The organism is Mycobacterium tuberculosis H37Rv, assembly GCF_000195955.2.
In the GTDB taxonomy this organism is placed as follows: domain Bacteria; phylum Actinomycetota; class Actinomycetes; order Mycobacteriales; family Mycobacteriaceae; genus Mycobacterium; species Mycobacterium tuberculosis.
Genome location: NC_000962.3, coordinates 222,263 through 243,231, shown reverse-complemented (window position 1 = coordinate 243,231; position 20,969 = coordinate 222,263). Strand labels below are relative to the sequence as shown.

Sequence of the window (20,969 nt, the reverse complement as noted above, 5' to 3'; positions counted from 1 at the left end):
CGGTTACCCTTAAGCACGTGTCGCACGACGCCCCCGCCCGCAACCTCCGCCAGCGCGTGGGGGCACTCCCTCGCACGCGGGTGGGGGCACCCCCCGCTGAGGGCGTACCCCCGCGCGGCAAGTACTGGTGGTTGCGATGGGCGGTACTGGCCATCGTCGCAATCGTGCTTGCTATAGAGGTGGCGTTGGGCTGGGACCAGCTCGCCAAGGCCTGGGTGAGCTTGTATCGCGCCAAGTGGTGGTGGTTGCTGGCCGCGGTGGCAGCCGCGGGCGCCTCGATGCACAGCTTCGCCCAGATTCAGCGAACCCTGCTGAAATCCGCCGGGGTGCACGTCAAGCAATGGCGGTCGGAGGCCGCCTTCTACGCCGCCAACTCGCTGAGCACCACGCTGCCGGGTGGGCCGGTGTTGTCGGCTACGTTCTTACTCCGTCAGCAACGCATCTGGGGCGCCTCGACGGTGGTGGCGTCATGGCAGCTGGTCATGTCGGGCGTGTTGCAGGCGGTGGGCTTGGCATTGCTCGGGTTGGGTGGCGCATTCTTCCTGGGCGCCAAGAACAACCCGTTCTCACTGCTGTTCACCCTGGGCGGCTTCGTCACATTGCTGCTACTGGCCCAGGCGGTGGCGTCGCGGCCGGAGCTCATCGAGGGGATCGGCAGGAGAGTTTTGTCGTGGGCCAACTCGGTTCGCGGTAGGCCGGCCGATGCCGGCCTACCGAAGTGGCGCGAGACGCTCATGCAGCTGGAATCGGTCAGCCTGGGCAGGCGCGACCTGGGCGTGGCGTTCGGTTGGTCGTTGTTCAACTGGATCGCCGACGTAGCCTGCCTCGGTTTCGCCGCGTACGCCGCCGGCGACCATGCCTCGGTCGGTGGGCTGGCGGTCGCCTACGCCGCCGCCCGCGCGGTCGGCACCATACCGCTGATGCCCGGTGGTCTGTTGGTGGTCGAGGCGGTGCTGGTACCCGGCCTGGTATCCAGCGGCATGCCCTTGCCGAGTGCCATCTCGGCGATGTTGATCTACCGGCTGATCAGCTGGCTGCTCATCGCCGCAATCGGCTGGGTGGTGTTCTTCTTCATGTTCCGCACCGAGAGCACCGCCGATTCCGACAACGATCGCGACCCGCCAACCGATCCAAACCTGCGACTTGTCATCCAACCGCAGGGCACACCCTGCGACGACCCGGTCGAAACCACACCGCAAGGTCCAGCGCCGACCCCTGACCTGCGACCAGAAGGCGGCGAGACACCGCCCCGGTAGGCGACCGCTGCCTCACGCTCGACTGCGCCGGACCCGGCGGCGGTCCGGCATCTACCGGCGGGCGCCCTGCACCGCCTGCATCAAACCGATCGCCTGCAGGCCGCTGATCGGCAGCGAGCACCGAGTCGAAAGATCGGTCAGCGGTTGCGAAAGCGCGTGCAGATCCGATGCGACCTTGGGATTCGCCTCGAAATGGGCCTTCAGCGATGCGACCGACCCCGGCCCTACCTGCTGCTGCAAGACCGCGGTCATCACCTGGTTGGTCTCTGGGTGTGAATCCAGGTAGTCGCCCATCGACTTGGCGACCGAACCGACCGTCCTCGCCACTTCGCTGGCCGCGCACGGGTCCGACGCGCCGGTCGCTGATGGTTCGGCCAGCAGCGCAACGGCGGCCCCCGGCAACGCGAGGGCGATCAGTACTGCCAACAGCCTGCGCCGCGTCGTCGCGGTGCCTGTCTTCATGGATGACTCCTTACGGTTTGCGACGGGTTTGCGACGGGTTTGCGACGGCCCGGCGGCCTGGGAGTTCCCGCCCCCGACGATCCGTCATCCTGCCATCTCGGCCCTCGGCGCCGCCAACTCCAGGTGCTGTGCGGTCCACGCCGAACGCATGCACGCGATCTTCGGTAGGCTCGCGGGCACGCACTGCGCGAGAGTACGGGGAGTCCGAAATCCAGCAGTTCATGATGCGCTTGAGCCGCAACCTGCGCAGGTGCCGTTGGTTGGTCTTCACGGGTTGGTTGCTGGCGTTAGTGCCGGCGGTTTACCTGGCGATGACGCAGTCGGGGAATCTAACCGGTGGCGGTTTCGAAGTCGCCGGGTCGCAGTCATTGCTGGTCCACGACCAACTCGACGCGCACTACCCGGACCGGGGAGCCCCGGCGCTGGCGCTGGTAGCGGCCCCCCGACCGGATGCTAGCTACCAAGACATCGACAATGCCGTCGCGCTACTGCGACAAATAGCCAGCGAACTGCCTGGGGTGACGGAGGCACCCAACCCCACCCAACGGCCCCCGCAACCGGACCGGCCGTATGTGGTGTCGCTGCGGCTGGACGCCCGCAACGCGGGCACCAGTGACGTCGCCAAAAAGCTGCGCGACCGAATAGGCGTCAAAGGCGATCAGTCCGGGCAAACTGCCAACGGCAAAGTGCGGCTCTATGTCATCGGGCAGGGCGCGCTGTCCGCGGCCGCGGCGGCAAACACCAAACACGATATTGCCAACGCCGAACGCTGGAACCTGCCTATCATTCTGATGGTCCTGGTTGCGGTTTTCGGCTCGTTGGCCGCCGCAGCGATCCCGCTGGCACTCGCCGTTTGCACGGTCGTCATCACCATGGGCCTGGTGTTTGTGTTGTCGATGCACACCACCATGTCGGTGTTCGTGACATCGACCGTTTCGATGTTCGGCATCGCGCTTGCCGTCGACTACTCCCTGTTCATCCTGATGCGCTACCGCGAGGAACTGCGTTGCGGACGCCGGCCGCCCGACGCGGTCGACGCCGCGATGGCCACTTCGGGGTTGGCTGTGGTGTTGTCCGGTATGACGGTCATCGCGTCGCTGACCGGGATCTACCTGATCAACACCCCGGCGCTGAGATCGATGGCCACCGGGGCGATTCTCGCGGTCGCGGTTGCGATGCTGACGTCGGCCACCCTGACACCTGCCGTGCTAGCAACATTTGCCCGCGCGGCGGCCAAGCGGTCAGCGTTAGTGCACTGGTCGCGGCGGCCGGCAAGCACGCAATCTTGGTTCTGGTCCCGCTGGGTCGGGTGGGTGATGCGCCGACCCTGGATCACAGCACTGGCGGCATCGACCGTGCTGCTTGTCATGGCGGCACCGGCAACCTTGATGGTGCTGGGCAACAGCTTGCTGCGCCAGTTCGACTCGTCACACGAGATCCGCACCGGCGCAGCGGCCGCGGCCCAAGCGCTGGGGCCGGGCGCGCTGGGCCCGGTTCAGGTGCTGGTCAGGTTTGACGCCGGCGGTGCGTCCGCACCCGAACATAGCCAGACAATCGCCGCAATCCGTCATCGGATCGCACAGGCGCCCAACGTCGTTTCGGTGGCCCCACCGCGATTCGCCGACGACAACGGCAGCGCTTTGCTCAGCGCGGTGCTATCGGTCGATCCCGAGGATTTGGGCGCCCGCGACACCATCACCTGGATGCGGACCCAGCTACCCCGGGTTGCCGGCGCGGCACAAGTGGACGTCGGCGGGCCGACCGCTCTGATCAAGGATTTCGACGACCGGGTGTCCGCGACGCAACCGCTGGTGCTGGTCTTCGTGGCGGTGATCGCGTTTTTGATGTTGTTGATCTCAATCCGCTCGGTGTTCCTGGCGTTCAAGGGCGTGCTGATGACGCTGCTGTCGGTGGCCGCCGCCTACGGCAGCCTGGTGATGGTCTTCCAGTGGGGCTGGGCACGGGGGCTCGGTTTCCCGGCGCTTCATTCGATCGACAGCACCGTTCCCCCGCTGGTCCTGGCGATGACGTTCGGGTTGTCGATGGACTATGAAATCTTCCTGCTTACGCGAATCCGGGAGCGGTTCCTGCAGACGGGCCAGACCCGCGACGCGGTCGCGTACGGTGTGCGCACCAGCGCGCGCACGATCACCAGCGCCGCGTTGATCATGATCGCGGTGTTTTGCGGGTTCGCGTTCGCCGGCATGCCGCTAGTGGCCGAGATCGGCGTGGCGTGCGCGGTCGCGATCGCCGTGGACGCCACCGTCGTGCGGCTGGTGCTGGTACCGGCATTGATGGCGATGTTTGACCGATGGAACTGGTGGTTGCCCCGATGGCTGGCCCACATCTTGCCGTCGGTCGACTTCGACCGACCGCTGCCGAAAGTCGACCTCGGTGACGTCGTGGTCATTCCTGACGACTTCGCCGCGGCGATCCCGCCCAGCGCGGATGTGCGGATGGTGCTCAAGTCGGCGGCCAAGCTCAAGCGACTTGCGCCGGACGCCATTTGCGTTACCGATCCGCTCGCCTTCACCGGGTGTGGATGTGACGGTAAGGCGCTCGACCAGGTGCAGCTGGCCTACCGCAACGGCATCGCCCGGGCGATATCATGGGGCCAGCGCCCGGTGCACCCGGTCACCGTGTGGCGCAAGCGGCTCGCGGTCGCCCTCGACGCGCTTCAGACAACCACCTGGGAGTGCGGGGGGGTGCAGACTCACCGGGCGGGCCCCGGCTACCGGCGGCGCAGCCCGGTGGAGACGACCAACGTCGCATTGCCCACCGGTGACCGCTTGCAGATCCCAACCGGCGCGGAAACGCTGCGCTTCAAGGGCTACCTGATCATGTCCCGAAACAGCAGCCACGACTACGCCGACTTTGCTGACCTGGTCGATACGATGGCACCCGAAACCGCCGCCGCGGTGCTGGCTGGGATGGATCGGTACTACTCTTGTCAAGCACCCGGGCGGCAATGGATGGCCACCCAGTTGGTTGGTCGCCTGGCAGATCCGCAACCGTCTGACCTCGGTGACCAGTCGCCCGGAGCTGATGCCCAGGCAAAGTGGGAAGAGGTCCGGCGGCGTTGCCTGTCGGTGGCCGTGGCGATGTTGGAGGAGGCGAGGTGACGTTGGCAGCCGAGCCACACCCCGCACCGCCGCAACAACCCACCGTCGCGTGGAGCGAGCCGGACGTCGACCGGCGGGTCGAGTTCTGGCCTACCGTCGCCATTCGTTCGGCGCTGGAAAGTGGCGACATCGCCACCTGGCAACGCATAGCGGCCGCGCTCAAGCGCGACCCCTACGGGCGGACAGCACGCCAAGTCGAAGAAGTCCTCGAGGGCATACCGGCGACCGGCATCGCCAACGCCTTTTGGGAGGTGCTGGACCGGGCCCGTACTCACCTAGACGCCAATGAGCGCGCCGAGGTGGCCCGTCAGGTTGGGCTCCTGTTGGACCGCTCTGGCCTGCAACGACAGGAATTCGCGTCGCGCATTGGCGTCACAGCGCAGGACCTGACCGCCTACCTCGACGGCATCGTGAGCCCGTCGGCCTCGCTGATGATCCGGATGCGGCGGCTGTCGGACCGGTTCGTCAGAGCCAAATCCGTACGTGCCGCCGACTCTTAGCGAGCGTTGATCGGCGTCACGTCGAGCACCAGCCAGCCGCTGCCCCGCTTGGTCAAGGTCACCCGCAGCGCTCGCGCCGCTTGACTGGTCGGCTGGCCGGGAATGCTTTGGCTAACCCGCAGAATCACCGCAACACTGGCTGCCGACGGCCCGATCGCCTCCACGCCGGCCGCCAGCGTAGCGGCCTGGGCCGTAACACCGCGCCGTGCGAGATCGGCGCTGGACTTGGCGTATTGCTCCTTGAACCCGCCCGCATGTTCGGGCACCATCATCGCCGCGGCCCGGTCAACAGCGGCGGCCGGTGCGCTCGGGGAGAATGACGCGACCGTCTCGGCCATCCCCGTGGCAAGATGCACCACTTCCCGGGAATCCCGATTGAAGTCGCGGTCCGGTGTCGTCCAGCGCAGGTACCCAGTCACCACCGCCGCCGAGATCGCGGCGGCGCACAGGAAGACAACGGCCAGTCGCAGCCCGGGCGCATCGTCGTCGGTACCGACGGTTACCGAATCACGACGCAACAGCCAGAAGTTGATTGCCACACCTTCGACCACCAGCAGCACCAACACCGAGCACGTCGAAACCCACCACAGGGGCCAGCCGAGCAAGACGCCGATCGCGGCCAGGGCGGCGATCGTGGCCAGTGGTGCCAGGACATCGAACACCACCAGCCGCCAAGCATTTCTCATCGAATCGACTCCAACCGGGAGATCATCAGCTTGCCGTCCACATCGGAGACATCGAGCCGCAAGTTCCAGTGCACGGTCTGGGGTTTGGCGCCGGCGTTCTCACTGACCGACGTCGCGACCAGCAGCACCGAGTCGGTGCGAGTGGCAAACGGTGGCAATTTCGTGGTTACTACCGGTCGGGCGGCACCGGACTGGGTATCCAGCTCGCGGTGCACCGTATCGATCGCTACCGCCTCGATCCTGCCGCTGCTGTGCGTCCGCAACTTCTCCACCACCTGCCGGTAGGGCTGCACGACAGCGTCGAAGTCGGTGTTGAGTTGACCGACCGTTCCGTCGTGCAGTCGCTGCAGGCTGGCATCGATGTTGTCGGCGTTCATGTTGATCAGCACGGCCGTCCATTCAGCGGCGGTCAGCATGACCCGGGTCAGGTAGGTACGCTCGCCGGAGTCATCGCGGTGTGCGGACCAGATCATCGCACCCAGCACGACCGCGGCGACCGATAGCACGCCGAGTAGTGTCGAGGCGATACCGTAGGTCGAGAACATCGGACCGGCTGATGATTTGGGTTCGGCCGCGGCGGCCTCCGCGGCGTCGGGCCGCGAGTCGTCTTCCGCATCTTCTTGGGCCGGTGGCTGGCTCTGCTCCCCGTCAGGCATGGCCCGATCGTTGCACCCGAAAAGAGGTGGAAGGATGGCGGGGTGACACTTGCCATCCCCTCGGGTATCGACCTGAGCCACATCGACGCTGATGCCCGACCCCAAGACGACCTGTTCGGCCACGTTAACGGCCGCTGGCTGGCTGAACACGAGATACCAGCGGACCGAGCGACCGACGGCGCCTTCCGTAGCCTGTTCGACCGCGCCGAGACACAAGTGCGAGACCTGATCATCCAGGCCAGCCAAGCAGGTGCTGCGGTAGGCACCGATGCGCAGCGCATCGGCGACCTCTACGCCAGCTTCCTCGACGAGGAAGCCGTCGAGCGCGCAGGGGTGCAACCGCTGCACGACGAATTGGCCACGATTGACAGCGCGGCCGACGCCACCGAATTGGCCGCCGCCCTTGGCACTCTGCAACGTGCCGGCGTGGGCGGCGGCATCGGAGTCTATGTCGATACCGATTCCAAAGACTCGACCCGTTACTTGGTGCATTTCACCCAATCCGGCATCGGATTACCCGACGAGTCCTACTACCGTGACGAGCAACACGCCGCCGTGCTAGCGGCCTACCCGGGGCACATCGCCCGGATGTTCGGCCTGGTGTACGGGGGCGAGAGCCGTGACCATGCCAAAACCGCGGACCGCATCGTCGCGCTGGAGACCAAACTCGCCGACGCGCATTGGGATGTGGTGAAGCGCCGCGACGCCGACCTTGGCTACAACCTGCGCACGTTTGCCCAGCTGCAGACCGAAGGGGCGGGTTTCGACTGGGTCAGCTGGGTGACCGCATTGGGGAGCGCTCCGGACGCCATGACGGAACTGGTTGTGCGCCAACCTGATTACCTCGTCACCTTTGCCTCGCTGTGGGCGAGCGTTAACGTTGAAGACTGGAAATGCTGGGCGCGTTGGCGTTTGATCCGCGCCCGGGCCCCCTGGCTGACCCGCGCCCTGGTCGCCGAGGACTTCGAATTCTACGGCCGCACGCTTACCGGCGCACAGCAGCTTCGGGACCGTTGGAAGCGTGGGGTGTCACTGGTGGAGAACCTGATGGGCGATGCCGTCGGAAAGCTCTATGTACAACGCCATTTCCCGCCGGATGCCAAGTCCCGCATCGACACCCTGGTGGACAACCTGCAGGAGGCGTATCGGATCAGCATCAGCGAGCTGGATTGGATGACGCCGCAGACCCGGCAACGCGCGCTAGCGAAGCTGAACAAGTTCACCGCCAAAGTCGGCTATCCGATCAAGTGGCGCGACTACTCGAAGCTGGCGATCGACCGCGACGACCTCTACGGTAACGTCCAGCGCGGCTACGCCGTCAACCATGACCGCGAGCTAGCCAAGCTTTTCGGCCCGGTCGACCGCGACGAGTGGTTCATGACACCACAAACCGTCAACGCCTACTACAACCCGGGGATGAACGAAATCGTCTTCCCCGCAGCGATTTTACAGCCACCATTTTTCGATCCGCAGGCCGACGAGGCCGCCAACTACGGCGGGATCGGGGCGGTGATCGGGCACGAGATCGGGCACGGTTTCGACGATCAGGGCGCCAAATACGACGGCGACGGCAATCTGGTCGATTGGTGGACCGACGACGATCGCACCGAGTTCGCCGCCCGCACCAAAGCGTTGATCGAGCAGTACCACGCTTACACGCCGCGCGATCTCGTCGACCACCCCGGCCCGCCTCATGTGCAAGGCGCGTTCACCATAGGCGAGAACATCGGCGACCTGGGCGGGCTGTCGATCGCCCTGCTGGCTTACCAGCTCTCGCTGAACGGCAACCCCGCTCCGGTTATCGACGGGCTGACCGGCATGCAACGGGTGTTCTTCGGCTGGGCACAAATATGGCGAACCAAATCGCGTGCAGCCGAAGCAATCCGCCGGTTGGCGGTCGATCCGCACTCCCCGCCGGAGTTCCGGTGCAACGGTGTGGTTCGCAACGTGGACGCTTTTTATCAGGCCTTCGACGTCACCGAGGATGACGCGCTGTTTCTGGACCCGCAGCGCAGGGTCCGGATCTGGAACTAGGCTAAGACCCCGCGAGCAGGCAGAATCGCCCATTTGGGATACCAAATGGGCGATTCTGCGTCTGCTCGGCGGATGGCGGCGGGCACGTGCTTGTGCCAGGGGGTGCCGGCGTAGGGGTCGCGCCATCTCGTCGAAGTAAGTGCGTTCGGGGCGACACCGGCGACGACGGTGCGCCCGTCGTCGCCGGTGTAGTCCAGCCCAAAGCCGTTGGGCAGCGCGGCGTGTCCGGCCAGCATCGTCTCGGTGACCTCCACCGTCGCCTCCGCACTGCCCGCCGCGGTCGTGATACGAGCCAGGCACCCATCGGCCAGTCCCAGGGCCTGGGCGTCTTCGACGCTGACCCGCAGCGCCCCGTTGGCGTCGCGTTTGCGCCAGGACGGGTCACGGAAGATGTCGTTGGCCGTGTACGCGCGGCGCTCGCCCACCGACAGCACGATCGGCAGTTGAGGCGTGGTCAACCGCGACGGGGTCTGGGTCAGCGACCGGATCTCTGCCAGCATTTCCGGAATCTCCAGGGCGATCTTGTGATCGGGGTGGCTAATCAAAGCGAAGTCGTCTTCGTAGTTGTGCACGGTAAACGTGACCCCGGAGGGGCGCTCGAGAATCGCGTCGAACAGCGCGTTGCCGTCGGCGTGGCCGGCGCGGCGGACGGCGTCAGGGTAGGCCATCGCCGTCTTCTGGGCAAGTCCCCACAACGCGGCCGCCCCGGCCAGACCGTCCGGCAGCGTCGGCCCGAGCGTTTCATAGAGCACATAGGCGGTCAGTTTCGCCACGGTGGGATTGGTCGCCGCCGCCGCGAGGAACGCCTCGGTATACGCCTGGCGACCCTGAGCAGCGGCCTCTCGCAGCGGCCGCAGGTCCGCTTCGTCGACTACGCCAAGTGCCCGCACCAGCCGCGCCCAAATCTCGGGTTCGGGCAGTGTTCCGGGCAGTGGCGGAAACAACGGCCGGCGCAACTGAAAGCCGTTGCGTGGAAACTCGAAATTGAAGAATGTGGCTTCCGGCTTCTCGAACTGCGACGCCGCCGGCAGCACGTAGTGGGCGAGCCTGGCCGTCTCGGTCATGGCGACATCGACGACCACCATCAGTTCCAGCGCCTGGAATGCCGCCCGGCAGGCGGCTGAATCGGCCAGCGAGTGAGCCGGATTGCCCCTCTCTACGATCATCGCCCGAAACCGATCCGGGTGCTCGGTCAGGATCTCCTCGGGCACCACGTTGCCCGGGATCAGGCCCGCGATAATAGGCGCACCGGTGACCGGTGTGCGGCCGGAGACCTGGCTGAACAGCGGAGCGAACGACGAATGCAGGTGTTGGCCACCCTTTTTCGCGAAGTTGCCGGTCAGGATCCACAGCAGCTTGTTCAGATAGGAGCAGACGGTGCTGTTGGGCGCCTGCTGGATTCCCAGGTCTTCGAACACCGACACGCTCGCGGCGGTGCCGATGCGCCGGGCCGCGGCACGCAACAACTCCTCGTCCACCCCGCAACGCTGCGCGTAGTCGGCGACCGGGACCTCTTGCAGGGCGGCGCGCACGGTGTCCACTCCGTGCACGTGCGCGGCAAGAAAGGCTTCGTTACAGAGGTTTTCCTGGACCAAGACCGCGGCCAAAGCCGCCAAGCACCAGGCGTCGCAACCCGGTTGCACCCGTAGATGGAAGTCGGCCATCTTCGCGGTGTCGGTGACGACGGGATCGATCACGATCATCGACCGGCCGGGATCCTTGGCGATCTCGTTGAGCACGACCCGGGCCCGCGGGAAGCTCTGCGACATCCATGGGTTCTTCCCGACGAACACCGACACCTCGGCGTTCTCGAACTCGCCGCGCGTGTGACCGCCGTACAGCTGGAAGTCGACCCAGGCTTCGCCGGTCTTCTCCTGCGCCAGCGCATTCGACCGGTAGCGCGACCCCAGTGCCTTCAGAAAGGCGCCGCTGTAGGCGCCGCCGAGGTGATTGCCCTGTCCGCCGCCGCCGTAGTAGAAGATCTTGTCCCCGCCGTGGGTATCACGGATCTGTTTGAATCCCTCGGCAATCTCGACAATCGCCGTGTCCCAGTCGATCTCCTCGTAGGTGCCATCGGCTCGGCGGCGCATCGGCGAGCTCAGGCGAGCCCGGTTGTTCTGGTAATGGTCCAGCCGCAACGCCTTGTTGCAGGTGTAGCCCGCAGACCCCGGATGCGCCTTGTCGCCCCGGATGCGGGCCAGTCGGCGATCGTCGACTTGCACGACGATGCCGCAGTTGCACTCGCAGAGGATGCACGCGGTGGGCAGCCAATCAGAGCTGGTCATCATCGGCTCCTTTCGGGCAGCTCGGCCAGCAGCAGGTTGCGCAGCTGGCGGTGAACCAGATCCAGCGGCGTCAGGTCGCGCCGCACCCGAGCCAGCAAGATTGCGCCCTCGAGCGTCGACGTCGCCAACACCGCCAGCTCGTGCGCCCGATCCGGCGGTATGCCGTCGGCAATGAACCGCTGGGCAGTCAAGTCCGACCAGCGGTCAAACACCGCCGCTGCACGCGCGATCACCGGGGCCATCCGCTCGCGATCTTGTTCGTCGCCCGCCTCCACCGAGACCGCGGCGATCGGGCAGCCGGCGCGAAAGTCGGTGCTGAGCAGCTGCTGGCGATACTTGTCAATCAGCGCGTCCAGCAGCTCCAGGCCCCCCTCGGCCTCGTTGATCATGGCGGCGACATGCTCTCCGGCGTAATCGACGGCCTCGCATAGCAGTTGGGTACGACCGCCCGGGAAGTAGTGATAGGCCGACCCCCGCGGTGCGCCGCTGTGCTGCAGCACATCCGAGATGGCGGTGGCGTGGGCTCCCCGTTCCCGAATCAACAGCGCGGCCGAGACCACCATCCGTTCGCGTGGACCTTGCATCGCCGCTCCATCCGAGGCATATGTATGTTGCTATACATAATGGCTACCGTGCACGTTACACCACTCGCTTGGGATCGGCCCGGCCGCACGTACGTCGGACGCCGGCCATCAATCAAATGAGGCCCGCGCGCAGCGCATGTGCGACGGCATGCGTGCGGTTGCGGAGCTTCAGCCGCGTCACTATGTCATGAACGATGTTCTTGATCGTGCGCTCGCAATAGTTGAGCTGCACCGCCACTTGGTGCGTGCTCAAGCCGTCCGCTAGCAGACGCAGCACCGCCACCTCACGCTCGGCAAGAGCGGCGGCGCACGGTGTGTCAGGTTCGGCGGTCGGGGTGGACTTGATGCGGCCGACCAGGTAACGCTGGACACGTTCGGGGAGTCGCAGGCGGCCTTCGGCGGACAACCGGATTGTCTCGACGATGCAGTCGAACGTGCTCTGGCTGCGATACAACAACCCGGTCAACCCCAGCTTGATCATCCGGAAAACTTGTTCAGCGGAGAATTCGTCGGCGACGACGACCAGTTTCGGGGCGTGACTGGGGCCATCCTTCTGCACGTCCTCGATCTGGCATAGAAGAGGCGCGGTGATCGTGGTGGCCAGCACGAGCAGGACCGAGGTTTCGCATCCAGCCTGCCAAGCGCGCACGTCGAGCTCCCGGTGAGACGAGAGTCGGGCCAAAGCTCCATCGCGGGTCAACGGGTCGCTCGCCACCACCGCGACCGAAATGACATTCACCGGTGCCATTTGCACCCGGTCCGGACGGAGGATGAACTCCTCGCGGAATTTCGCTCCGCTGCGCTTGACCACATGCGGAATGTCGGTCCCCCCTGTGGTGTTCCTTCCGGGCGCCCCCAGCCCTAGGCACTGATTCGACAACATGGCTCCTGAAGGCATGCTTGCCGCTGGATCCGTTCCGGTCCTGGCTGAACTTCTACGGCTGTTCAATGAAATTTCCGCCCCGCTCCGGACCTCGCTGACCGGACCCGAGAACCCCTCCACGCGAACAAGGGAGTTAGTTGTCGGCGGGAACAGTTTCTATAGTAACCGATTGGGTTGGTATCGCAGACGCCAGTCGCGGACACATGTTCGTGGCCAGAAGCCGTTGATTCGGCAGATCAACCACAACCGTCGGGATCCGGCGCCCGGTCAACTCGCCACCCATTCGGTGGCTTGGTGACGTCTATGCGTCAATACATTGAAGCTGAGTGATTTCCGGCGAACACAGTCGAGTATGGGCCGCCCACAGCCGCGAATAGTGGCCCCCAGCAGCGAGAAGTTCGGTGTGGGCGCCGTCCTCGACAACGGTGCCGTGCTCGAGCACGACAATGCGGTCGGCGTGTTCGGCGATGGCTAGCCCGTGAGCCACGATCAAGGTCGTCCGACGGGCTGCCAGGGTGAGGGTGGCCCGCTGCACCACGGCCTCGGTGGCAGGATCCAGGGCCACGGTGGCCTCATCCAGCAGCAGAATGTCGGGGTCAACCAGACGCGCCCTGGCCAATGCGAGCAACTGCAGCTGACCGGCGGACAGATTGCGCCCACCCGCGGTGACCTGATGCAGGTACCCGTTGTCGAGTGCGGTGATCATCGGATGGGCACCGACCTCCCGCGCAGCCCGTTCGACCTGGGCATCGGTGGCATCGGGCCGTCCGTATGCGATGGCATCGCGGACCGTCCCGGCGAAGACGTACTGCTCCTGCGTCACGATGCCGAGCCGGTTGCGATAGCCGTCGACATCGAACTCCCGCAGGTCGCATCCGTCGACTCGGACCGTCCCATGGGTCGGATCGTAGAACCGCGCCACCAACTTGATCAGGGTGGATTTCCCGGATCCGGTGGAGCCGACGAACACCACCGTCTGCCCGGCCGGAATTCGCAGGTTGATGCCGGCCAGTGCCGGCACTTCTCGTGTTCGGTAGGAATAGTGGACGGCGTCGAAAACCACTTCACCACGCAACGTCCCCACCGGTCGTGCCGCCGGCGACGACGGTGTCCGCGTGCTCAGCAGCGACCGGATCCGCCCGGCCGCCACCGCCGCACGCTGGTAATCGTCGAACATTTGCGCCAGTTCGCCTATCGGCGTGTACAACAGCTCGATGTAGAGCAGATAGGTCACCAGCGCTCCGACCGAGATCACCCCCGCTCGCACCTCGCGTGCACCGTCGAGCAGGACCAGGGTGGTCGCCAGGCTGCAGAGCAATGCCACGAACGGGTAGTACAGGGCTAGCAGCCGCTGCCCGCGCACCCCAAGTCGGCGATAGTCGTCACTATGAGCGAAATAGCTTTGCAGTCCCCGGTATTCGGCGCGGAACGCCTGGGCGATCCGCAACCCCGCCGCGTACTCACGCAACGTGGCGGTTACCGTCCCCAACCGGTGCCGCGCCCGCCGATAGGTCCAATTCGACGCCCGACGGAATTGCCAGGTCGCAAGGGCAAGCACCGGCATGGTGGTGAAGATCAGCAACACCAGCCGGGCGCGGATGGCCAGCAGCGCCACCAAAATGCCGACCAGGGTCACCACGCTGATCACGGCAACGACCAGACCCGTGCGCAGGAACGCCACGATGGCCTCGACGTCGGCGGTGACCGCGGTGACGATCTGGGCATCTCCGTCGTCTTCAAATGCGTCCAGGCCCAGGCGCTGGGCATGGGCGAAGACGACGGACCGCAATCGAAACAGCACCTGCTCACCGGTGTATCCGGCGACCATGGCACTCCCCCACTGCACGACCCACCTAATGACCACGGTGGCGGTGCCGGCGAGCGCTGCCCACCAAAGCGCCGAGAGCACATGGCGGCGAATCCCGACGTCAATACCGTGGCGGATGAGCAGGGGCGGCAGCAGACCCGCGCAGGTCTGCACGGCCACCAACAGCAGGCTCAACGCAAGCGGGCCGCGGAACTCACGCAGCAGGCGGCGTAACGGGTCGGGGCCGGGTGGGTGATCGTGAGGCCCGGGGTTGTGGACGTTGGTGTGCTGCGCGGCCTTGGTGCCGAGCCCGGCCACCGGTCGACACACCGGCGAGCGCTCCGCGACAACCAGGTCATCGGCGAGATCCGGCGCGGGCGACAGCAATTCCCGATAGCGGGGACAGCGCTCCCACACCTCGTCGGGGGTGCCGACATCGAGCAGGCGCCCGGAGTCGAGGACCGCGACCCGGTCGGCCAAGGTAAGCATGGATCGGCGGCGGGTGAAAATGACCGCGGTGCGATCCGCGATCGCCTCCCGCAGCACCTCCTGAATTCCGCATTCGATGACCGCATCCACGGCAGAGGTCGGGTCGTCCATGATCAACAACCGCGGCTGGTGCAGTAGCGCCCGGGCCAGGGCGATGCGTTGGCGTTGCCCGCCGGACAGCGTCAGTCCGCGCGCACCGACGGCCGTCTGATACCCGTCCGGCAGAGTGTTGACGAACTCCTCGATGTGCGCCGCCCGGGCCGCCGTGGCAATCTGTTCGGGCGTCGCATCCGGGCGGCCATAGGCGATGTTTGCACCGATCGTTCCGGAGAACAGGACGGCATCTTCGGGTACCAGGCCGATGGCTGACCGCAGCGAGTCGAGCGTCAGCTCGCGCACATCCTGACCACCGATCCGCACCGCGCCCTGTGTGACGTCGTAGCAACGCGTCGCCAGCGACGCCAACGTGGATTTGCCGCTGCCCGGCGCACCGACCACCGCCAGGGTCTCCCCGGCCCGGACCGACAGGCTTATCTCGCGGAGCACGGGGCGGTCAGCCACATATCCGAAGGACACCCGCTGGAACTCCAGTGATAACCGAGCCTCCGGCGACAGCGGCTTGGTGCCGTCAACCAGCGTCGGCCGGCTGTCGATGAGTTCGAGTACCCGCACCGCGCCGGCGCGCGCCTGCTGGGCAATGGTCAGCATCCCCGCCAGATCGCATGCCGGCCGCGCCAGCAATGTCAGGCAGGCCCAGAAGGCAACAAAGGTGCCCACCGTAATGCTGCCCTGCGCGGCCATCCATCCGCCGAGCGCGAAGACCGCCATCTGACCCAACGCGGGCAGGGTTTGCAGCAGCGGACCGAAGTGTGCGTTGAGCCTGGCCACCCGCAGCTGGGCAGCATAGAGCGCGCGGGATGCCGTCACCAGCTTGACCGTCTCCCGCTCCTCCTGCCCGAACGCCTTGACGACCCGGATTCCGCAGACCGCCGCATCGACGACTCCGGTGACCGCGGCCTTGTGTTCCTGGGCACAGTGGGTGGCTGCGGCCAGCAGCCGGCGGCTGCGGTGGGCGATCAGGCCAATCACGGGTACCAGCAGCACCGCAAGCAGCGCAAGCGGCACCGACAACCAGGTCATGACCGCGACACCTAGTAGCAGTGTCAGCACATGCCTGAGCACATTGGGCACATCGAACAGCAACGCCTGCACCAGTTGCAGGTCATTGGTGGTGCGGACGATGAGCTGGCCGCTGCTCCACCGGTCCTGTTGTCGGCCGTCCCACCGCAACAGGGCCTGAAAGGCGTCCATGCGCAGGTCATGCTGTACCAGGTGGGCAATTCGACCGCCGTAGTACCGGCGTACGTACATCAGCAAGTAGGTCGCCCCGGCGGCGGCGACCAGAACCACGGCCCAGGGCGCCAGCGGTCTGTGGTCGGCCGCGATCGCGTCGTCTATGACACGCTTGGTTACCAGCGGAACCAAAACGGCGATGACGGTGCCGGCCAGCGCCGCCCCGAATCCCAACAGCAGATCGCGCCGATGCCGCATGACATAGCCGGACAACCGCCACCAGCAATTCGTGCGCATTCGCCATATCCTTTCTCGTTCAGTGCGCCGATCACCCGGTGGTTGAACTAACGGGAAATCAAGTCTTCCCTTTCGGGCAGAACCCGAACAAGCGCATAAACTCGTGCGCGGCATCCATTCTCGCGTGTGCGCCGCCGGCACCGAATATTCCGGTCACTTCGATAACCAGAAAGGACACCGGGTTTTCCCTTTCGGGCAGACCCCCAGGTAATAGGTCTGGCGATAACGCCGCCTCCGGAGGTACGTTCTGCAGTCGACCTCGACGGGTCAACGAACCGAGTTCTTGCGCAATACGCGAAAGCGGAGGTGATTCAGATTTCCCGGGACATGAGCTCACTCGGTCAGACTGCGACCACCCAGGCCTTGCCGGATAATTCCGACGGAATCCAGCTGACCAAGTTCGCCGCCGATGACATATTGCCGCTGGAATACGCACCACCGATCGGTCCCGAGCTGGTGTCACAGGACCAGCTGCCCGCCGCCTGGGCCTACAAACGATTCCGTGATCTAGATGACAAGGAGTCCTACCGCAGGAAACTGCTGCAGGAGCTGACCGACGCGCTGGCGGCCCAGGGTTCAGAAGCTGCCGAAATCGCCACCGCGGCACTACGAGACCTCATCGATCAGATGGCCGAGCAGGGCGCAGTCGTCCTTGCCGACATCGTCGAGTCGGACGACTTTTTGGAATTGGTAAAACGCTACGACGAACTCATGGCCCGGGAGGGCAGTCGCAGTTTCATTCACCGCTTCCTAGACCTGCGGCGAAGCCCCGGAATGCTGACCGATCCAGCGGTCAATGGCGCGCTGGTGCACCCCTTGATGATCGCGTTGATCTCCTATGCCGTCGGTGGACCGATCAGAATGATCGATGCACGCGGCAAGGACGCCGAACCGCTGTCGGTCCTGGCCCAGGACAACATGCTGCATATCGACAACACCCCGTTCAACGACGAATACAAGATCCTCATTACCTGGCGGCGCGGAACCGCGCAGGGGCCAGCGGGACAGAATTTCACCTTCCTACCCGGCACCCATAAACTCGCCCGCACCTGCTTCGTCAACGAGGACGGGGTGCCGTGGTCGAGTGAAAATGCATCGATCTTCACCACCCCCGACAGCATCCGCAAGGTGTTCGACGCGCAGCGCCAGCTGGGCGGTCAGGACCACCCAACGGTGATCGAGGTGACCGATTCCGAGCGACCGCTGAGCGGTGTATTCGCCGCTGGCTCGCTGGTGCATCACCGCTTCCGCACCGCCTCCGGAAGTGCTCGCAGCTGCATCATTCTGGTTTTCCACCGCGTCGCCGACAATCCAGGGCGGATGGTCAGCGATGTCGAGGACAGTTCGGATGTCTCCTTGAGCGAGCTGTTGACTAGGGGTGTACCCGACGAGTCTTACCAGCAGCGATTTATTGCCACCCTGTGCGCCGCCGCTGACGAGATTGCCGAACTGCTCCTCAAGTGGAAGAAAACCCCGCAACGTCCGGTATCGCTACCACTGCAGACAAAGCAGATCGACGGCGCGCGGTTCGAGGAATGGATTTCGGCGGCCACCAAGGCCCCCGAAGTGCGCGAGATCCGCAACCGCGAACTGACGATTCCCTACGGTGAGGTCCTGTCAGCGGAGGAGTTCTTCGACCTGATCTGGCGCCTGATGCGGTTCGACAAGCATGGCCCGCTGGATCTGATCCTTTACCACGACAACCGCGAGGAACCGCGGAAGTGGGCGCGCAACCTGATTCGCGAGATGTCAGCAGATCGGCTATACGAGCGGTTGCTGGGCTGGCTTGCCGACATTCAGCAGCCCCGCCCGGCCGACTGTCTACGTCCGCTGCAGATCCACGCGCTAATCTCCGAGGTGCTAAAGACGCTGCCGCTGGACGAAGACCAAGACCCGCCCGCCGATTGGCACTTCGACTTGCTCGGCATGAGCCATGCCGAGGCCGCGCGCTCGGTCAAACACCTGCTCGAGGATGTGGCCGAGGCACTGCTGCGCTGCGAGGACATGGCCGCTTACCTATCGACCAGCTTGTTCGCCTTCTGGGCGGTCGACGCCGCCTACAGTCTCGACGGCAGGCGCAACCTGGTGGTGAAAGACTGCGCCCGCCGGCTGCTTCGGCACTACACGATGCTGTCGCTGACCTGCTTTCAGTAAAGCTCCAGTAAGGGGAGCCGCGATTGGCTACGGGTCACTCGTGGGCAACCGCGCGGCCGTTAGATCTGCCAGTCCTGGGCACCGTCGTTTTTGTTGTAAGTCCCGACAGAGTTCTTCACGACGACCGGGTCACCGCTGCCGAAGTTGTCGTAGAACCACTTCGCGTTGGCCGGGCTGAGGTTGATGCAGCCGTGGGTGACGTTGCGCTTGCCCTGATCTGCCACCGACCACGGCGCGCTGTGCACGAAGTTGCCGCTGTTGTCGATCCGGACGGCGTCGGAGACGGTCAACTTGTAGCCTTGGGCCGAGTTGACCGGGACCCCGTACGTCGAGGAGTCCATGACCACGGTGGCGAACTTCTCAAGCACGTAGTAGGTGCCATTCGGGGTCTGGTGGCCGCCGGACACCATGCCCATCGACATGGGGAAGGTCTTTTGCACGACGCCGTTGCGGGTGATTGTCATCTGATGCGTGGCGTCGTCGGCGGTGGCCACCAGCGAATCACCGGTCCGGAAGCTCGACTTGGTGCCGGCCGCATCGATGTTTACCGCGGTGTTGGCGGGCCAGAACTCAAACGGGCGCCAGCGTACCTGAGTCGGGCTCATCCAGTAGAACTTGCCCGGCACGGGCGGGATGGACGAAATGTGGATGGCGCTTTCGGCCATCGCCCGGTCGGCGATCGGCACCGCGAAGTTGATGACGATCGGCTTGGCCACACCGACCATCGCGCCGTCGACCGGATTGAACGTCGGCGGCCGGAACGGCGGCGGGCCAACAAACGATGTCGGATCCTGCCCGGCAACGGGGCCCGCTGCTACCGGCACTGCCAGCGGGTCAGGCGGGGGCGGCGCGAGCGGGTCAGGTGGCGGCGGCGCCAACGGGTCAAGTGCCGGCGGCAGCGCCAACGGGTCGGGTGGCGGCGCCAACAGGTCAACTGCCGGCGGGTCGACGGGTCCCGCTGTGCCCCCGGGGCCCCGGGACCTCCGGGATCGCCGGGAGCCGCGTCCGGGTCCGCCACGGCAACGCCAGCACCCAGCATCAGCACCGCAACCACTGCGGCTATGTTCAGAGCGGCGAATAGACTCCCCCTCGTCCAGCCCTGCTTCCAGCGCGACATAATTGCTTTCCCTCCGGTGACGTTCTTCAGCCCAGTGTGGCATAGCGGCACCAACTGGTCCCGCTGACCTGCTGTGTTAGCCGTCGCCGGGACTCAGAGTCGGATTCTCGAACAAGTGCTGGCTAACCGTCATCCCGAACAACGCAACACCCATCAAACCCGCCGACGCGGTCAGCATCATCGCCAAGCTGCGCTCGTAGAGCAGCCCACCCAGCAGAGCGCCGGCCATGATGCCGATCTGAAACGCCGTCACATACAAACCTGAGGCCCCGTCGGGGTCGTCGCCGCCGCTACGCATCGCCGCCGATTGCAGCATCGGTGACACGGCAGTGGCCAAGGCTCCCCACAGCACAATCGCACCGGTGCCCAGCAGTGCCGTCGCCGCGGTGTGGCGTTCACCGAATGCCAGCGCGGTCAGCAAGGTGAACGCCGCCGTCAGTCCGGTCATACCGACGATGACGGCGCCCTTGGGCCAACGGTCCAACGGCCGCGCCACCAGGGGCACGGACACCAGGCCGGCGACCCCATAGGCGGCGAGCAGCCAGGCCAGATTCGGCCCACGTACACCGACGACGTCGCGGATGATCACCACGATGTAGGTGTAGGACACGAAATGGCCGGTTACCGCGATCATCGTGAGCACACTGACCTTGACCAGGCGAGGATTACGGTGGTGACGAGCCCGTCGGCCAACGTGCTCGAGCTGGTCGGCGCGCAGCACCATCTCCGGCAACGCCAGCCGGGCGGCCAGGGCGACCGCGGCCGCCGCGCCGGTCACGCACACCGCCGCCAGCCGCCAACCCCACATCAGGCTCATGGCAGCCGTGAGTGGGCTACCGACGACCAGCGCCAGACTGGTTCCGATGTAGATCGACGTCGTGGCGCGCCCGGCGTGACTGGGCGGCACCAGCCGGGTGGCGATCGGCGCGATGACCGCCCACAGCAGGCCATGGGTGACCGCGCAGAGCACCCGCCCGGCGGCCAGCACCGCGAAGTTGGGCGCCAGCGCCGAGACGAGTTGCGAGACGGTCAGGCAGACCAGGCTGACCACCAGGGCCCGGCGGCGCGGCCAGTGTGCGGTCCAACGCACCAGCGGAACCGTTGTCACGGCCGCGACAAGGGCATACCAGGACAGCAAGGTCCCAACTAGGACCACGCTGACGCGCAAGTTCCGCGCTATCGCCGACAGCGCGCCCACTGGCAGGATTTCGGCGGTGACATAGATAAAGGCCGCGCAAGCCAGCACGGACAGTTGCGTGGCGATCCGTGGCGTCCACGGTCGCGTCGTAGTGGCGGAGGTTCCGGTTGGGGCAGTCATCGCGTCCTGCGCGGAATCGGCCGCGA

14 protein-coding genes are annotated in these 20,969 nt (G+C 65.6%); 5 read left to right on the top strand and 9 right to left on the bottom strand.

What is annotated here, in order from left to right; all coding sequences use genetic code 11:
• The first annotated feature begins 17 nt into the window (after positions 1-17).
• Positions 18-1,256 carry a transmembrane protein gene (locus Rv0204c; RefSeq protein ID NP_214718.2) on the top strand — a complete coding sequence of 413 codons (1,239 nt, stop codon included), beginning with the start codon at positions 18-20 and terminating at the stop codon, positions 1,254-1,256.
• Positions 1,257-1,307: 51 nt separating this feature from the next.
• Here the strand turns inward: Rv0204c and Rv0203 are convergent, their stop codons facing one another.
• Positions 1,308-1,718 (bottom strand): hypothetical protein, encoded by a 411-nt coding sequence (locus tag Rv0203; RefSeq protein ID NP_214717.1) that lies wholly within the window; start codon positions 1,716-1,718, stop codon positions 1,308-1,310.
• A 221-nt stretch (positions 1,719-1,939) separates the two neighbouring features.
• Here Rv0203 and mmpL11 point away from each other — a divergent pair, with 221 nt between their 5' ends.
• Both mmpL11 and Rv0201c read left to right on the top strand, forming a co-directional pair.
• Positions 1,940-4,840 carry a transmembrane transport protein MmpL11 gene (gene mmpL11, locus Rv0202c; protein NP_214716.1) on the top strand — a complete coding sequence of 967 codons (2,901 nt, stop codon included), beginning with the start codon at positions 1,940-1,942 and terminating at the stop codon, positions 4,838-4,840.
• A complete protein-coding gene (locus Rv0201c) occupies positions 4,837-5,340 on the top strand; it encodes a hypothetical protein (RefSeq protein ID NP_214715.1) in 504 nt (167 codons plus the stop codon). The genes mmpL11 and Rv0201c overlap by 4 nt, the downstream gene beginning before the upstream one ends.
• Here Rv0201c and Rv0200 read toward each other — a convergent pair.
• On the bottom strand, positions 5,337-6,026 hold the full coding sequence (locus tag Rv0200; protein ID NP_214714.1) for a transmembrane protein: 690 nt from the start codon (positions 6,024-6,026) through the stop codon (positions 5,337-5,339). The genes Rv0201c and Rv0200 overlap by 4 nt on opposite strands.
• Positions 6,023-6,682, bottom strand: coding sequence for a membrane protein (locus tag Rv0199; RefSeq protein NP_214713.1), 660 nt, complete (start codon positions 6,680-6,682; stop codon positions 6,023-6,025). Before Rv0199 ends, Rv0200 begins: the two co-directional genes overlap by 4 nt.
• A gap of 42 nt (positions 6,683-6,724) precedes the next feature.
• On the opposite strand from Rv0199, the gene zmp1 reads away from it, so the two are divergent.
• Complete coding sequence (gene zmp1, locus Rv0198c; RefSeq protein NP_214712.1) at positions 6,725-8,716, top strand: zinc metalloprotease; 1,992 nt, start codon at positions 6,725-6,727, stop codon at positions 8,714-8,716.
• On the opposite strand, the gene Rv0197 is transcribed toward zmp1, so the two are convergent.
• The 4 genes from Rv0197 to Rv0194 form a co-directional block, all read right to left on the bottom strand.
• Complete coding sequence (locus Rv0197) at positions 8,713-11,001, bottom strand: oxidoreductase (RefSeq protein ID NP_214711.1); 2,289 nt, start codon at positions 10,999-11,001, stop codon at positions 8,713-8,715. The two genes, zmp1 and Rv0197, sit on opposite strands and share 4 nt — an antisense overlap.
• Positions 11,001-11,585 carry an HTH-type transcriptional regulator gene (locus Rv0196; protein NP_214710.1) on the bottom strand — a complete coding sequence of 195 codons (585 nt, stop codon included), beginning with the start codon at positions 11,583-11,585 and terminating at the stop codon, positions 11,001-11,003. The genes Rv0197 and Rv0196 overlap by 1 nt, the downstream gene beginning before the upstream one ends.
• Before the next feature lie 112 nt (positions 11,586-11,697).
• Positions 11,698-12,333 (bottom strand): two component transcriptional regulator, encoded by a 636-nt coding sequence (locus Rv0195; RefSeq protein ID NP_214709.1) that lies wholly within the window; start codon positions 12,331-12,333, stop codon positions 11,698-11,700.
• A gap of 436 nt (positions 12,334-12,769) precedes the next feature.
• On the bottom strand, positions 12,770-16,354 hold the full coding sequence (locus Rv0194; protein NP_214708.1) for a multidrug ABC transporter ATPase/permease: 3,585 nt from the start codon (positions 16,352-16,354) through the stop codon (positions 12,770-12,772).
• A 306-nt stretch (positions 16,355-16,660) separates the two neighbouring features.
• Here Rv0194 and Rv0193c point away from each other — a divergent pair, with 306 nt between their 5' ends.
• Positions 16,661-18,508 (top strand): hypothetical protein, encoded by a 1,848-nt coding sequence (locus Rv0193c; RefSeq protein ID NP_214707.1) that lies wholly within the window; start codon positions 16,661-16,663, stop codon positions 18,506-18,508.
• Between the two features lie 59 nt (positions 18,509-18,567).
• On the opposite strand, the gene Rv0192 is transcribed toward Rv0193c, so the two are convergent.
• Both Rv0192 and Rv0191 read right to left on the bottom strand, forming a co-directional pair.
• Positions 18,568-19,668 (bottom strand): hypothetical protein, encoded by a 1,101-nt coding sequence (locus tag Rv0192; RefSeq protein NP_214706.1) that lies wholly within the window; start codon positions 19,666-19,668, stop codon positions 18,568-18,570.
• A 33-nt stretch (positions 19,669-19,701) separates the two neighbouring features.
• Positions 19,702-20,943 carry an MFS-type transporter gene (locus tag Rv0191; protein NP_214705.1) on the bottom strand — a complete coding sequence of 414 codons (1,242 nt, stop codon included), beginning with the start codon at positions 20,941-20,943 and terminating at the stop codon, positions 19,702-19,704.
• Between the last annotated feature and the right edge of the window lie 26 nt (positions 20,944-20,969).

Coding starts and splice junctions, on each gene's coding strand:
- Rv0203 (NP_214717.1), bottom strand. CDS start 1,718: ATGAAGACAGGCACCGCGACGACGCGGCGCAGGCTGTTGGCAGTACTG.
- mmpL11 (NP_214716.1), top strand. CDS start 1,940: ATGATGCGCTTGAGCCGCAACCTGCGCAGGTGCCGTTGGTTGGTCTTC.
- Rv0200 (NP_214714.1), bottom strand. CDS start 6,026: ATGAGAAATGCTTGGCGGCTGGTGGTGTTCGATGTCCTGGCACCACTG.
- Rv0199 (NP_214713.1), bottom strand. CDS start 6,682: ATGCCTGACGGGGAGCAGAGCCAGCCACCGGCCCAAGAAGATGCGGAA.
- Rv0197 (NP_214711.1), bottom strand. CDS start 11,001: ATGACCAGCTCTGATTGGCTGCCCACCGCGTGCATCCTCTGCGAGTGC.
- Rv0196 (NP_214710.1), bottom strand. CDS start 11,585: ATGCAAGGTCCACGCGAACGGATGGTGGTCTCGGCCGCGCTGTTGATT.
- Rv0195 (NP_214709.1), bottom strand. CDS start 12,333: ATGGCACCGGTGAATGTCATTTCGGTCGCGGTGGTGGCGAGCGACCCG.
- Rv0194 (NP_214708.1), bottom strand. CDS start 16,354: ATGCGCACGAATTGCTGGTGGCGGTTGTCCGGCTATGTCATGCGGCAT.
- Rv0192 (NP_214706.1), bottom strand. CDS start 19,668: ATGCCACACTGGGCTGAAGAACGTCACCGGAGGGAAAGCAATTATGTC.
- Rv0191 (NP_214705.1), bottom strand. CDS start 20,943: ATGACTGCCCCAACCGGAACCTCCGCCACTACGACGCGACCGTGGACG.